Annotated in this window: 11 protein-coding genes; 5 read left to right on the forward strand and 6 right to left on the reverse strand. The window is 72.5% G+C overall.

Annotated features, from left to right (window positions below; translation table 11 throughout):
- Positions 1-499: 499 nt before the first annotated feature.
- Positions 500-1,381 carry an alpha/beta fold hydrolase gene (locus ACFYNL_RS26625; protein WP_388807513.1) on the forward strand — a complete coding sequence of 294 codons (882 nt, stop codon included), beginning with the start codon at positions 500-502 and terminating at the stop codon, positions 1,379-1,381.
- 44 nt (positions 1,382-1,425) lie between these two features.
- Here the strand turns inward: ACFYNL_RS26625 and ACFYNL_RS26630 are convergent, their stop codons facing one another.
- From ACFYNL_RS26630 to ACFYNL_RS26640, 3 genes are all read right to left on the reverse strand, one after another.
- Positions 1,426-3,018 (reverse strand): transporter, encoded by a 1,593-nt coding sequence (locus ACFYNL_RS26630; protein WP_388807514.1) that lies wholly within the window; start codon positions 3,016-3,018, stop codon positions 1,426-1,428.
- Entirely contained in the window at positions 3,015-3,785 is a 771-nt protein-coding gene (locus ACFYNL_RS26635; RefSeq protein WP_388807515.1) for an ABC transporter ATP-binding protein, read from the reverse strand. The genes ACFYNL_RS26630 and ACFYNL_RS26635 overlap by 4 nt, the downstream gene beginning before the upstream one ends.
- A gap of 107 nt (positions 3,786-3,892) precedes the next feature.
- Entirely contained in the window at positions 3,893-4,555 is a 663-nt protein-coding gene (locus ACFYNL_RS26640; RefSeq protein WP_388807516.1) for a bifunctional DNA primase/polymerase, read from the reverse strand.
- A gap of 319 nt (positions 4,556-4,874) precedes the next feature.
- Between ACFYNL_RS26640 and ACFYNL_RS26645 the strand changes: the two genes are divergently transcribed.
- The gene (locus ACFYNL_RS26645; protein ID WP_388807517.1) at positions 4,875-6,260 is read left to right on the forward strand and encodes a transcriptional regulator; all 1,386 of its coding nucleotides are present in this window, start codon (positions 4,875-4,877) and stop codon (positions 6,258-6,260) included.
- Positions 6,261-6,460: 200 nt separating this feature from the next.
- Positions 6,461-8,302 (forward strand): hypothetical protein, encoded by a 1,842-nt coding sequence (locus tag ACFYNL_RS26650; RefSeq protein ID WP_388807518.1) that lies wholly within the window; start codon positions 6,461-6,463, stop codon positions 8,300-8,302.
- A gap of 15 nt (positions 8,303-8,317) precedes the next feature.
- Here the strand turns inward: ACFYNL_RS26650 and ACFYNL_RS26655 are convergent, their stop codons facing one another.
- Positions 8,318-9,625, reverse strand: coding sequence for an ABC transporter substrate-binding protein (locus ACFYNL_RS26655; protein ID WP_388807519.1), 1,308 nt, complete (start codon positions 9,623-9,625; stop codon positions 8,318-8,320).
- Between the two features lie 117 nt (positions 9,626-9,742).
- Between ACFYNL_RS26655 and ACFYNL_RS26660 the strand changes: the two genes are divergently transcribed.
- Together ACFYNL_RS26660 and purU are read left to right on the forward strand one after the other, a co-directional pair.
- Positions 9,743-10,243 carry a hypothetical protein gene (locus tag ACFYNL_RS26660; protein ID WP_388807520.1) on the forward strand — a complete coding sequence of 167 codons (501 nt, stop codon included), beginning with the start codon at positions 9,743-9,745 and terminating at the stop codon, positions 10,241-10,243.
- A 94-nt stretch (positions 10,244-10,337) separates the two neighbouring features.
- Positions 10,338-11,219, forward strand: a complete 882-nt coding sequence (gene purU, locus ACFYNL_RS26665; protein WP_388807521.1) for a formyltetrahydrofolate deformylase — start codon at positions 10,338-10,340, stop codon at positions 11,217-11,219.
- Between the two features lie 105 nt (positions 11,220-11,324).
- On the opposite strand, the gene ACFYNL_RS26670 is transcribed toward purU, so the two are convergent.
- Both ACFYNL_RS26670 and ACFYNL_RS26675 read right to left on the reverse strand, forming a co-directional pair.
- Positions 11,325-12,758, reverse strand: a complete 1,434-nt coding sequence (locus ACFYNL_RS26670) for an MDMPI N domain containing protein (RefSeq protein WP_388807522.1) — start codon at positions 12,756-12,758, stop codon at positions 11,325-11,327.
- Positions 12,755-13,339 carry a sigma-70 family RNA polymerase sigma factor gene (locus tag ACFYNL_RS26675; protein ID WP_388807523.1) on the reverse strand — a complete coding sequence of 195 codons (585 nt, stop codon included), beginning with the start codon at positions 13,337-13,339 and terminating at the stop codon, positions 12,755-12,757. Before ACFYNL_RS26675 ends, ACFYNL_RS26670 begins: the two co-directional genes overlap by 4 nt.
- Positions 13,340-13,620 lie beyond the last annotated feature (281 nt).

Below are 13,620 nucleotides of genomic sequence, written 5' to 3' on the forward strand. Positions count from 1 at the left end.
CCGGTGAGGGGGCGGGCGGATGTGCCGCGATCGTGGAGAGGGCCCCGGCGCCGTGTGGCGCCGGGGCCTGTCCTCCCCTGTGCTGACCCGGAGCCCCGAGCTCTCAGGGTCATTCCCCTCGGACCGTTTTCCCCGAGCGGTCCGCCTCCCGCTGAAGATCTCCCCTCGGCTGCGCCGATCAATCCTTGAGTCGGGTCACTCGAACGAGGGGTGTTGTCCGACGAGACCCGATATTCGAATGAGAGTTCGATAGTCTGCGGGGGTGACGAGTCGGACGGGCCATGCGCTTCTGGAATGTGCGCATAAGATCACGTCGGACACACAGGACATGCACATCGCATGCGAGGGCATCCACAAGGCGAGCCGTGCAGGCGGCGCGCGGTGCCCACGCGGGCGACGGCGGATATGGCAGGCAAGGCAGGCAGGACGCTGTTCACGGGACCGGCCGGCTCGATCCGGAGCGGTCGGTCCCGGCGGAGCTAGGGGGGTGCCAGGACGGATGGCGCGACGCATCGACGTGACGGGCACAGGCGGCGTACGTCTCGCGGCCTGGGAGTTCGGCGACCCTCCCAAGACGGACCCGGCCAAGGAGCCCCAAGGCTCGCCGGGTGTCCTGTTACTGCACGGCCTGATGGGCCGCGCCTCGCACTGGACCTCCACCGCCCGCTGGCTCTCCGAGCGGCACCGCGCCGTGGCACTCGACCAGCGCGGGCACGGCCGCAGCGACAAGTCACCGCAGGCCGCCTTCACGCGCGAGGCGTACGTCGAGGACGCCGAAGCCGCCCTGGAACAGCTCGGCCTCGCCCCGGCCGTGCTCATCGGCCACGCCATGGGCGCGCTGACCGCATGGCAGCTCGCCGCCAGGCGCCCCGACCTGGTGCGTGGCCTGATCATCTGCGATATGCGGGCCTCCGCGCTCGGTTCGGCCTCGCAGCGGGAGTGGGAGGACTGGTTCAAGGCCTGGCCGGTCCCTTTCGCCACGCTGGCCGACGTACGCAAGTGGTTCGGTGAGGACGACCCGTGGGTCGAGCGGCCGAATCCCGCGCGCGGTGAGTTCTACGCCGAGGTGATGCACGGGTGCGAGGACGGGTGGCGGCCGGTTTTCGAACCGGATCAGATGCTCGCCTCCCGGGAGACCTGGGTGTACGACGCGCACTGGGACGACCTGGCGCAGGTCCGGTGCCCCGCACTGGTGGTGCGGGGACTGGACGGGGAGCTGGGGCGGGCCGAGGCCCAGGAGATGGTGCGGGTGCTGCCCAGGGGGGAGTACGCGGAGGTGGCCGACGCCGGTCATCTGGTGCACTACGACCAGCCGGAGAGGTGGCGGGCGGCGATCGAGCCGTTCCTGGACGCGGTACTGGGCGATGCCGGGCAGCTGTGAGCCGGCCGCCGCCTGCCTGACGGCGCCGCCGGGACGCGTACCGCCTATCCCTTGCTCACCGCCGTAAGGATCTCCGGCAGCCGGGCCGCCGTCCGCGGAGCCGCCAGCCGGAGCCCCAGGACGGTGAGCACCGCTCCGTACGCCGTGCCGCCCGGCAGCAGCAGCCATGTCCAGGCGTCCCCGCCGTCGCTGATGTGCAGCCAGATCGTCACCGCGATGACAGGGGCGCACAGCAGCGCGGCCGCGATCATGCCGCCGAAGATGGAGAGCCAGGCCAGCCCGGTCTGGCCGGGCGCGACGTTCTTGTAGCCCTCCTGCGGGATGGAGTACGGGAACCGGGCCGACGTCCAGGCGCCGGTCGCCAGCATCGCGCCGAGCAGGGCGAAGGACAGGCCCAGTGCCTCGGGGAGTGCGCCCCAGTCGTCGAGGAACGCCGTCGTCAGGACGGTGACCAGGGTGGCGTAGGGGAGGGTGAGCAGCAGCAGCGCCAGCGCCCGCCCGCGCAGCTCGACGTAGGCGTCCCGGCGGGACGAGATGGTCATCGCGACCATCCAGAACGCGGAGGTGTCCTGCCCGAACTGGTTGTACATCAGGATGCCGAGCATCCCGGCGGCGAAGCAGGCGAAGTAGACCGACCCGGTTCCCTGCAGGGCGTTGAACAGCGGCACGATCAGGCCGATGGCGAGCGAGGTCACCCAGGCCGCCTTGGTCTTCGGGTCGCGCCAGACGTAGCGCAGGCTGCGCTCCATGACGGTTCCCGTGCGGCCGGCCGGCAGGAAACGGGCCGGCCCTGTCGACGTCCGCTCCCGTACGGCGGATTCGGTGACCACCTGGAGCGTGGAGCCGTCGGGCGAGGTCATCAGCCGGGTCAGATGCCGTGACCACACGGCGATCAGCGCGACCAACGCCCCCGCCGTCAGGCCCAGTTGGAGGGCGCCCACGCCGTACGCGCCCCGGCTCACCGACTCCACCGCCGCGATCGCGGACGCGGGCGGCACCCAGCGCAGCACGTCCGCCACCGGGTCGAGCTGGGCCAGCCCCGACGAACCGAGCCGCTGGGCACCGAAGTTGACGACCTGCGCCCCGATCGCGATGACCAGCCCGCTCAGCACCGCCAGATCGCGCCCCTTCCGGCTGGTCAGCAACCGGAGGTTGGCCGCGGCCACGGCCCGCGCGAACGCCACGCACACCAGCAGCGCCAGGGCCACACCGAGGACGGCGGTGACGTACGCCGGAGTGCCGTGCGCGAGCGCGATCACCGAACCCGTGAGCAGGCAGAGCGTGAACAGCGGGCCGATCCCCACCAGCGAGGCCACGAGCAGGGCCCGCACCAGGGGCCGCGGCCGCAGCGGCAGCATCACCAGCCGCGTCGGATCGAGGGTCTCGTCCCCGCCGGGGAAGAACAGGGGCATCACGGCCCAGCCGAGCGCGAGCACCGCCACCAGCAGGACGACCAGCGAGTCGGCGTGCGCGGTGCCGCGCAGCATGATCAGCCCGAGGAGCTGGAGCGCGGCGAAGAGCAGGACGACGACGGCCGAGGCGACGTAGGCGGCCCGCCGGCCCGCGGACTGCCGCAGCCCGTTCCTGAGCAGCGACAGCTTCAGCCGTACGACGACCGCGGTGATGTCGGTGCTCATCGCGCCCCGCCGCCCAGCCAGTCGAGGTCGGTTCCGGCGACCCGTCCGTTCGCGCCGACCAGGGCGAGAAAGGCCTCCTGCAGGGTGGCCGCGTCACCACGCACCTCGGCGAGCGGCCCGTGGGCGCGGATGCGTCCGGCGGCCATCACGGCGACCCAGTCGCACAGCGACTCCACCAGTTCCATCACGTGGGAGGAGAAGACGACGGTCGCGCCCGAGGCCGTGTAGCGCTCCAGGACGCCCCGGATGGTCTGGGCGGAGACCGGGTCGACGCCCTCGAACGGCTCGTCCAGGAACAGCACTTCCGGGTTGTGCAGCAGCGCGGACGCGAGCCCGATCTTCTTGCGCATACCGGTCGAGTAGTCGACGACGAGCTTGTGCTGGGCCCCCGCCAGGTCGAGCACGTCGAGCAACTGGGTGGCCCGTTTGTCGACCTCGGCACCGGGAAGCCCGCGCAGTCGTCCCGAGTACGCGAGCAGTTCCCGCCCGGAGAGCCGCTCGAAGAGCCGAAGCCCCTCGGGCAGCACTCCGATGCGTGCCTTGACTTCGACGGGGTCGCGCCAGACGTCGTGCCCGACGACTTCGACGGATCCCTGATCGGGCCGCAACAGCCCGGTCACCATGGAGAGAGTGGTGGTCTTCCCGGCCCCGTTGGGTCCTACGAGCCCGATGAACTTCCCGGCGGGCAGCTCCAGATCGATCCCGGCGACAGCAACCTGCTGCCCGAACCGCTTCCAGAGCCCACGCACGCTTACGGCCGACGTCATGGTGCCAACCTAGAGGGGCGGGGAACCGCGCGACCAGCCGTATTCGGCCCGCGGCCGCCGTCGATGATCAGCCGCGCGGGGAGGAGAGCACTTGTGGCGAGGCGTTCCTAACGGTCCCTGCCGCAGGCGTACGCCAACGGCGAGATCAGCTCCTCCGCGTCCGGCAGCCACCGATTCGCCGGCGTCGGCCGACAGGCCCACTGCACGGCCCCCCGCGATCCGAACCGCGTGGGCGGCGCGGCCACATACGTCCCCTCGCCCAGGGTGACCAGGTCCAGCGAGGTCACCGACCAGCCGAGCTTGCGCACCAGTTCCGGCACCTTCACCGAGGCGCCCGGCAACACGAAGAAGTGCATCCGGCCGTCCGGCGTCAGCGTCACCGGCCCCAGCGTCAGCTCCATCCGCTCCATCCGGGCCAGCGCGAGGAACCCGGCCGTCTCCGGCACGGAGATCGCGTCGAAGGTCCGTCCCGTCGGCAGCAGGATCGACGCGTTCGGCTGCTTCTGCCACATCCGCCGTGCGACCGTCGCGCTCCCCGTCGCCTGGGTCGCCCAGTCGGGGCGCGTGGGGTGCGCACCGGGCGCGGGGCACGTGATGTCGCCGCAGGAGCAGTGCTGCACCCCGTCGACGGCTTCCAGCCAGGTACCCGGGAACACGTCCCAGTGGCGCTCCTCGGCATAGCGAACGGCGGTCTCCAGCAGCGTTTCCCCGCGCTGCTTCGGAATCTGTGCGGCTTCGGTGGCCGGGATCGTCTCTTCCACGCTCAACACAACTCCCGCACCCACCTGGAGTTACGGGCCCGCCGCGCGCGGGGGAGGAGCATGGGTTCCTCTTCTGGGGCGCATGGGTGCATGTGTGGGGGCGCGCGGGAGGATCCTCGGCCGCGGCTGGGTAGCCCCATGTGGGGTCGGCTTCCGCCGTTACTCCGGCAATCCTCGCAAGCCTCGCATTTTCGGTATGCCGACGGGGCATTGATCTTCACGGCCGGTTCCTTTCGGTGCACCACCGGTGCCCCGTCGCGGTATCCGGCACGTGGAAGAGACGACAACTCGGTGCGTGGGCAGGCACCGCAGCCACAGGGGGTACGCCATGGCCGCAAGGCCTCTCGTCGCTCGACAGCCGAACGAACGGCTGCAGGCGCTCATTCAGGAAGCGGGCTGCTCCAACGCAGGACTGGCCCGCCGGGTCAACATGTGCGGCGCGGAGCACGGCCTCGATCTGCGCTACGACAAGACCTCGGTCGCCCGTTGGCTGCGCGGACAGCAGCCGCGCGGGCGGGCGCCCGCGATCATCGCGGAGGCGCTCGGCCGCAAGCTGGGCCGTACGGTCACGATCGACGAGATCGGCATGGCCAACGGCAAGAACCTCGCCTCGGGCGTGGGTCTCCAGTTCTCGCCGACGGTACTGGGGGCCATCGAGCAGGTCTGCGAGCTGTGGCGCAGCGACGTGGGGCGCCGGGACTTCCTGTCCGGCTCGTCGGTCGCCGCCTCCGCGCTGGTGGAGCCGAGCCGCGACTGGCTCATCTCGTCGCCCGACTCGCAGGTGGCGCGCTCGGCGGGGCCGCGGGTGGGGCAGTCCGACGTGGCGGCGGTGCGGGCGATGACCCAGGCGCTCGTGGACCTGGACCACCAGTACGGCAGCGGGCATGTGCGGCCGGTCGTCGTGCACTACCTGAACAGTGTCGTCTCCGGACTGCTGGCCGGGTCGTACCGGGAGGCGGTCGGCCGGGAACTCTTCGCCGCCGTGGCGCGGTTGACCGAACTCGCCGGGTACATGGCCGTCGACACCGGGCAGCCGGGTCTCGCGCAGCGGTACTACATCCAGGCGCTGCGGCTGGCGCAGGCGGCGGGCGATCGCGGATACGGCGGGTACGTGCTGGCCGCGTCCATGAGCCATCTCGCCGCGCAGCTCGGAAACCCGCGTGAGATCGCGCAGTTGGCACGGGCGGCGCAAGAGGGGGCGCGGGGGCGCGTCACCCCGCGCGCGGAGTCGATGTTCCATGCGGCCGAGGCCCGCGGTCATGCCTTGATGGGCGACGTGCGGGCCACTCAGGTGGCGTCCGGGCGTGCGGTGAGTGCCCTGGAGGCGGCCGAGCCGGAGTCGGGGGACGACCCGGCGTGGATCGGGCACTTCGACGAGGCGTATCTCGCGGACGAGTTGGCGCACTGCCACCGCGATCTCGGCCAGGCCGAGGCGGCGGCGCGGTGTGCGCAGGAGTCGCTGGCCGGGCTTCCGCGGACGAAGGCACGGCGCCGGGCCATCGGGTATGTGCTGCTCGCCACGGCGCAGGTGCAGCAGCGTGACATCGAACAGGCCTGCCACACCGGGCTGAAGGCGGTGGAGCTGCTGGAGACGCTGCGCTCCAATCGGGGCGCCGAATACCTGGAGGACTTCCAGCAGCGGCTGGAGCCGTACCGGGACGAGCCGGTGGTAAGGGAGTTCGGGGCCCGCCTGGACCTCCAGGCCGCCGCGTGAAATCAGGGGGCACAGCGGCGTGAACGACAGGAAAACGAAGGCTCCGGCGTGAGGGGAGGGCGCACATAGCGAGTGGGGGACCTGGCTGTTACGCAGGTCACAGGGACTCGGGTCAGGTCCTCGGTCGCGTGGCACCCGGAACTCAGGACCCGGTAGCGTGAGCCGACGATTCCGAAGGTCCCCCATTCGTAGGAGTCCCGGTGACGCAGAGTGGACAGGGCGAGGAGCCCTCGGCGCGACCCGCGCGCGAAGGCATCGTGCTGCCCTCCGACGGTGGTGAGCCGCTGCTCCCGGGCACCACGGGCGGGCAGCCCGGCCGGCCCGCACCGGGACCGGCCGCGCCGCCGACGGCGCCCCCGCCCGCGGCACCGCCCGGCGGCCAGGCATGGGGCACCCCGTGGGGACCCGACCAGAACCAGAACCCGCCCGCCCCCTCGGCCGCTCCCGACCAGGCGTGGGGGACGCCGCCCGGCCACGGCTGGGGCGGGCAGGAACAGCCTCACCAGCCGCAGTCGCAGCAGCAGGCCCCGTGGAACGCGGCGCCGCAGGCCCACCCGGGTGCACCGGCGCATCCACTGCCCTCGGAGGGCCCGTCGTACGGCGGGGGTCCGCAGGGTGCGCCGCCGAGCGCGCCTTCGTACGGCGGGGGCCCGCAGGGTGCGCCGCCGAGCGCTCATACGTACGGCGGAGGCCCGCAGGGTGCGCCGTCGTACGGGCAGGGCGCCCCGGCCGGTTCGCCGATGCCCGCGCCGCAGCCGTCGTACGGGCAGGGCGGCCCGTCGGCGCCGTTGCCGCCCGCGGGTGGGCAGGGCTCCGGCGCTCCCGGCTCCGGTGGCGCGGGTGCTCCGCTGCCGCCCGCGGCCGGAGGTTTCGACGAGGGCGCGACCCAGTACATACCGCCGGTCGGCGCCACCCCCGCGGGTGCGGACGACCAGGCCACGCGCTACATACCGCCCGTCGCCGCGTCTCCCGCGCCCGCCGCGGACGAGGGCGCCACACAGTTCCTCCCGCCGGTGGGGCCGGGGGCGCTGCCGCCCGAGGCGTCCGCGGAGAGCACGCAGGTCCTGCGGCGCGCCCGGCAGGGCGGCGGTGCCGGACCGCAGGGCGGTGCCGGGCCGATGCCGCCCGCCGCGGGGTCCGACGCGGAGGCCACGCAGTACCTCCCGCCCGTCCCCGGCGGTCCCGCGGGCGTCTCGCAGCGGCAGCCGCTCTCCGACTTCGACAGTCTCTTCCGCAGTGAGCCGGGCGGTGAGCCCCCGGCCGCGGCCACCCAGCAGCTGCCGAGCTTCCAGCAGCCACCGTCGCACCGGCAGGGCCCGCCCGGCGCGGGGTACTTCCCGCCCGGCGCGCAGGACGGGTACGGCCACGACGACGACCATGACGACCGGGCCGGCCGCGGCGGCGGTCGCAAGGGCTCCAAGGTGCCGCTCCTCGCCGGCGTCGGTGTGTGCATCGTGGCCCTCGGCATCGGCGCGGGCGCGCTGCTCGCCGGTGGGGACGGGGACGGCGGCAAGAGCGACAACCAACCCGTCTCCGCCACGGCGCCGACGACCGCGAGCGGCTCCCCTTCGCCGTCCGCCGACCCGGCCGAGGAGCAGGCGATCGCCCTGGACAAGCTGCTGGCGGTCAGCGGCGACAGCCGTACGACGGTGATCAACGCGGTGGCCGCCGTGAAGTCCTGCCAGAACCTCCCGAAGGCCGCCAAGGACCTGCGGGACGCGGCCGGGCAGCGCAACAAGCTGGTCACCGACCTGGCCGCGCTCAAGGTCGACCGGCTCCCCGGCCACACCGAGCTGACCACCGCGCTGAACAAGGCGTGGCGGGCGTCGGCGTCCGCCGACAACCACTACGCGGCGTGGGCCGACCAGGTCGCCGGCAACAAGAAGCTGTGCCGCAAGGGCGAGGCCCGGGCCACCGGCCAGACCCAGGCCGGCAACCGCGACAGCGGCACGGCCAGCCAGGAGAAGAAGACGGCCGCGCAGCTGTGGAACACGATCGCGAGGAAGTACGGCCTGACGGAGCGCCAGCCGACGCAGCTGTGAGCCCCGGCCGGGCGGTCAGCCCAGGTCGGCGTTCTGCAGGGTCTTCGTGACGTCGATGAAGTTCTTGCGGGCCGCCACCAGCCGGCCGTCCCGTACGACCTGGAGGGTCACCTCGCGGTTGACCAGACGGGGGTAGCCGACGGCGGCCAGGACGTCCTGGAACTTCCACCGCAGGGTCGGGGTGAGGCCTCCCGTGGAGACCTTCAGACCGCCGTCCAGCGACCTTCGTACGGCGTCCGCGGTCACCTCGCCGTCGCCCAGCGACTCGACCGCCTTGCGGAACACGGTGTACGCGATCCATGTGGTCTGCACCCCGGCGTCCGCGGGGTCGATGCGGTTGTCGCCGAACGCCTCCCGGCTGATCACCTTCTTCATGGCGTCCCAGCGCGGGTCGCTCGCGACCGGGTACCAGCCGGTGATGTACGACCCCTCGTACGGGCCGCTCGCGCCGCCGTTGGCGTTGATCACGGTCTGGTCGACGCTGCCGAGGACGGTGGCGGTGCGCACGTCGGGGTGGTCCGCGCGGGCGCGTCGGAAGGAGTCCATGAAGGTGGTGGTGCGGTCGCCGAGGGCGGGCACCACGCAGCCCTGCCTGCTCGCGTCGGTGGCGGAGAAGTTCAGCGCCCGCGCCGCCTGGCTGCCGTACTCCGTGGCGTCCTCGTCGGCCAGCTGGTCGCTCGACCTGGTGTGGCCGCCCGCCCGCAGACCCGAGTCGAGCAGGGGCGGCAGCTCGTCGCCCGCGATGGTGTCGGGGCGCACCAGCATGACCGGGCCGCAGCTGCGGGCCAGTTCCCGGCCGAGGCCCGCCAGGAGGCTGGGCTGGCCGCCGTTGACGGGATAGGACAGCGGGCTGGTGAACTCGGCGTTGGTGATGCCGTAGCCGCCTATGTAGGGGATGCCGGCGCCTTCCAGGGAGGGCAGGAAGGTGTCGGCGTACTGGCTGTAGGAGCCGACGACCGCGACGACGTTCTCCCTGACCGCGCGGTCCGCGCACTTCGCCGCGCCCAGGCTGTCGTTGTGCTCGTTGCAGGTGAGGACCCTCAGCTTGCGGCCGCCGATACCGCCTCGGGAGTTGACCCAGCGGGCGTACGCCTGGGCGAAGGCGGGCATACCGGGCTTGTTGGTGGCCTTGGTCTCCTGCGGGGCCCAGGTCATGACGGTGATCGGAGTGTCCCCGGCGCCCCCCGTGGCACCGGGGACGACCCCGCATCCGACCGTCAGTGACGCACACGCCACCAGCGTCGCCGCAGAGCGGGCCACCACTCTGCGGCCCTTGGTGATCACGGGGAGGTAGGTGCTGCGGGTGCGTCGCCTGCCGGTCATGGGCATACACGATTCCGCCACACAGCGAACCCCGGCGTGACCCAAGGTGAGCGGATGGTGACCGGGAGGTGAATTGCGGGGGCCGGTGACGGTCGTGTGAAGAGGATCGTACGATCGATGACCGTGCAAGGTTCGGATAGCTCTTCCCGTCGCAGCCGTCGCTCATCCACCATGGGCGGCATGCCACTCAACGACATGCCGTGGTGGCGCTGGCGCAGCAATGTGCGCTCCGCGCTGCACATGCTCTCCGACCCGGTGTTCCAGCGGGACGTCTGGCTGGCCGGTGTCGACGGATACGGCGACGTCACCGACGCCGTGTACCGCCTGGTCGAGGACACCTGGCTGGACAACTGGTCCGCCGAGAAGTACGTCGGCACGATCTTCCGGGACTCGCAGGAGGCGGCGCTCGTGGACACGGCCGTGCTGCGGGTGCTGCGGATCATGCACCAGGTCGGCCCGGACGCGCCGGTCTCGGCGTACCTGGAGCACCAGGGGTGGCCGGAGGCGGTGCGGGCGGCGCGGGACGCGCATGTACGGATGGCCATGGCCGACGGCGAGGACGCGGACGCCCCGCCGCGCACCCTTGAGGTGCTGCGGATCATGACGCGGTCCGCGTAGCGGCTCCTGCGGTCCGGATCGCGCGGTCCGGATCGCGGTCCGCGTGCCGGGACGCCTGCCCACCGGGGGCCCCGGATATGGGACCCTGTGCTGCATGAACGAGCAGTCCACCCGAGCCGCGGTCCCCGCCGACCAGTACGTCCTCACCCTGTCCTGCCCCGACAAGCAGGGCATCGTGCACGCCGTGTCGAGCTACCTCTTCATGACCGGCTGCAACATCGAGGACAGTCAGCAGTTCGGCGACCACGACACGGGACTGTTCTTCATGCGTGTCCACTTCTCGGCGGACGCGCCGGTGACGGTGGACAAGCTGCGGGCGAGCTTCACGGCGATCGGTGACTCCTTCCACATGGACTGGCAGATCAACCGGGTCGAGGACAAGATGCGGGTCCTGCTGATGGTCAGCAGGTTCGGGCACTGCCTGAACGACCTGCTGTTCCGCGCGCGGATCGGGGCGCTGCCGGTGGAGATCGCCGCCGTGGTGTCCAACCACACCGACTTCGCCGAGCTCGTGGGGTCGTACGACATCCCCTTCCACCACATTCCGGTGACCAAGGACAACAAGCCCGAGGCCGAGGCGCAGCTGCTGGAGATCGTGCGTGAGGAGGGCGTGGAGCTGGTCGTGCTGGCCCGCTACATGCAGGTCCTCTCGGACGACCTGTGCAAGCAGCTGAGCGGGCGGATCATCAACATCCACCACTCCTTCCTGCCGAGCTTCAAGGGCGCGAAGCCGTATCACCAGGCGCATGCGCGGGGTGTGAAGCTGATCGGGGCGACCGCGCACTACGTGACGGCCGACCTCGACGAGGGCCCGATCATCGAGCAGGAGGTCGAGCGGGTCGGGCACGGCGTCACGCCGGACCAACTGGTTGCGATCGGGCGCGACGTGGAGTGCCAGGCGCTGGCGCGGGCGGTGAAGTGGCATGCCGAGCGGAGGATCCTGCTGAACGGCCGGCGGACGGTCGTCTTCGCCTGATTGAGGCCCGGGTCCACATGGCGTAGGGCGGCTGCGGGTACGGGGCGCGGGAATCCCGCGACCGACCACCCTTCCCCTCAGCCGCCGACGAACCCGCCGGCCCGTCTACATCCGGCTCAGGCTCGCCGCGGCGAACAGCACGTCCCGGATGGCCTCACGATCCCCCACCTGCCCGGCCGCGGCCTCCGCGGGAGAGACGTGGCCCGCGGCCAGGCGGCAGAACTCGCCGCCGTCCAGGGCGATATGGGCGACCTCGTGCTCCGCTGAGCCGACCGCCGCCGGGGAGTCCAGGGGGATCAGCCACTCTCCGCCGCCCGAGCCCTCGATCTCCAGGCGCAGGCTGCGGCCCGGCTCGCCGGCCGGTACGAGACGGCGGTGCGGGCCGGGAGGCGGCGGTGCCGCGAGGCCCGCGCGGCGGCGGGCCGCGAGCACCGTGGGGAGCATGCGGGCCGCCAGGTCCACCAGGGAGTGCAGGTCGCGGCCGGACGGCGGTTCGTACGGGTAGTCCACCGCCTCGGCGATGTCCTCCGCGTGCACCCAGCACTCGAAGGCCCGGTCCAGCATCGCGTCCCGCAGCGGCAGTTCGAAGTCGCCGTAGGACACGGAGAGTCCGCCCGCGCCGCCGCTCGTGAAGGACGCCGTGCGCACCAGGGCGTGGGACTGCTCGCGCCACGGCGCCCGGACGGCGCGGGTCGGCGGGTAGTGCGAGGCCCGCCAGTACGCCTCCGTGCGCCCGGCCGGCGTCGGCCGGTCGGCGGCGAGTTCACCCAACGGGTCGTCCAGGCCGAGCGCGACCGCCACCAGCCCGTCGACCGTCAGCAGGTGCGCGATGACGCCGGCGACGGTCGTACGACGGCTCGTCGGCTCGTCGCCGCGGAACCACCGCAGCCGCACCGGCGCATGCCACTCGGCGTCCCCGAAGTCCTGCAGCAGGGCGTCGAGGCGGGCCGTCTCGGCGTCGTACGGCGTCGCCCACTCCGGCACCGGGATGCGGGGCGGGCGCCGCTCCAGGCAGCCCTGCAGGACGCGGGTGCGCAAGGTGGGGTCCAGGTCGAGGCTCTCGGCGGGGTGCAGCAGCCCGACGGCCTCGCGCAGCCGACGTGCCTCGTCGGCGCAGAGACCGCAGGTGCCGAGGTGCTCTTCCACGGCCGCCGTCTCCTGCGGCGAGCAGGCGGCCAGCGCCCACGCCCCGAGGAGCGACTTCAGGACCCGGTGCTCCAGGACGGGCGGCGTCGGTTCGCCTACGCCGCCCGGGTCGGTCAGGGGGTGCCCGGTGTCCTCGACGGAGGGCCGCGGGAGCGGTATGCGGGGCGGCCGGTCCGGGTCCGGCCCCGCAGCGGGGTGCCGGTCGTCGCCGTCGCCGCTGTCCGTGCCGTCCGTTCCCGCGGCGTCCCCGCAGCCCTGCTGCTCCTCGTCGTGGGCCGGGGTGGAGCAGGTCGGTGACGGGCCGGGGGAGGAGTCCTCGCGCGGCTCGGGCTCGGCTTCCTCCTGCGGGCCCTCGTGCTCGTCGTACGCCTCGAAGCGCCTCGCCTCGTTCACACCGCACCCCCGTATCCCGGCGGTACCCCGGGTGTCGCCCCGGCGTCGTGGGCCGTGGAGAGCAGTTGCAGGCCCAGGCGCAGGCGCCGGCGGGCCTCGTCCTCGGTGACGCCGAGGTCGGCCGCGGTCTGGCGGTAGTCACGGCGCTGGAAGTAGGCCAGCTCCAGGGCGGCGCGCAGCGGGACGGGCATGGACTGGACGATGTAGTCGGCGCGGGCGGCCACCGAGGCGTGCCGCACCTTGCGCTCCAGTTCCTCGGGGGAGCCGTGGCCGGCCCTGGCCAGGGCGGCGGTCTCGGTGGCGCGCAGCCGCTGCACGGCGAGGCGGTGGGTCAGCGCCGCGACCCAGCTGCGCAGCGGGCCCTGCTTGGGGTCGTAGCTGTCCGGGTGCTCCCAGACGTGGGCGAAGACGTCGCGGGTGAGGTGGTCGGCGGCGCGCTCGTCGCCCAGCACGGTGTGGGCGAGGCCGTGGACGAGGGAGGCGAACCGGTCGTACAGCTCGCCGAGGGCGGCCGCCTCGCCGCGGGCGAGTCGCTGCTGCATCTTGCGGTCCCAGCGGGGCGGTGCGTCCTTCTTCGCCATACGGCCCCCCTCCAGAGCCTGGGAACAGGCTCTCACCGGTCCGTTCCTGTCCAGCGTGCGTCCACCGTCTCCCCGAATGTAGTCGGCACGTCCGACAGCGCACGCCCCTTTGTGGCAATGTGCGCCCCTTGAAGGGTCATCGCTGGTGACGCACCTCGCACTCGTGATAGAGGGGCCCGCGCGGGCGTGAGGCAGGACCTCGCACCTCGCTCGGTTACCCGTGCACCGACCGATCAGACTCGATCGAACAGGATCGAATGCGATTGAAACAAGCCTCTTCT

Origin of the sequence: Streptomyces sp. NPDC007808 (assembly GCF_042868655.1) — a bacterium.
Taxonomy (GTDB): Bacteria; Actinomycetota; Actinomycetes; order Streptomycetales; family Streptomycetaceae; genus Streptomyces.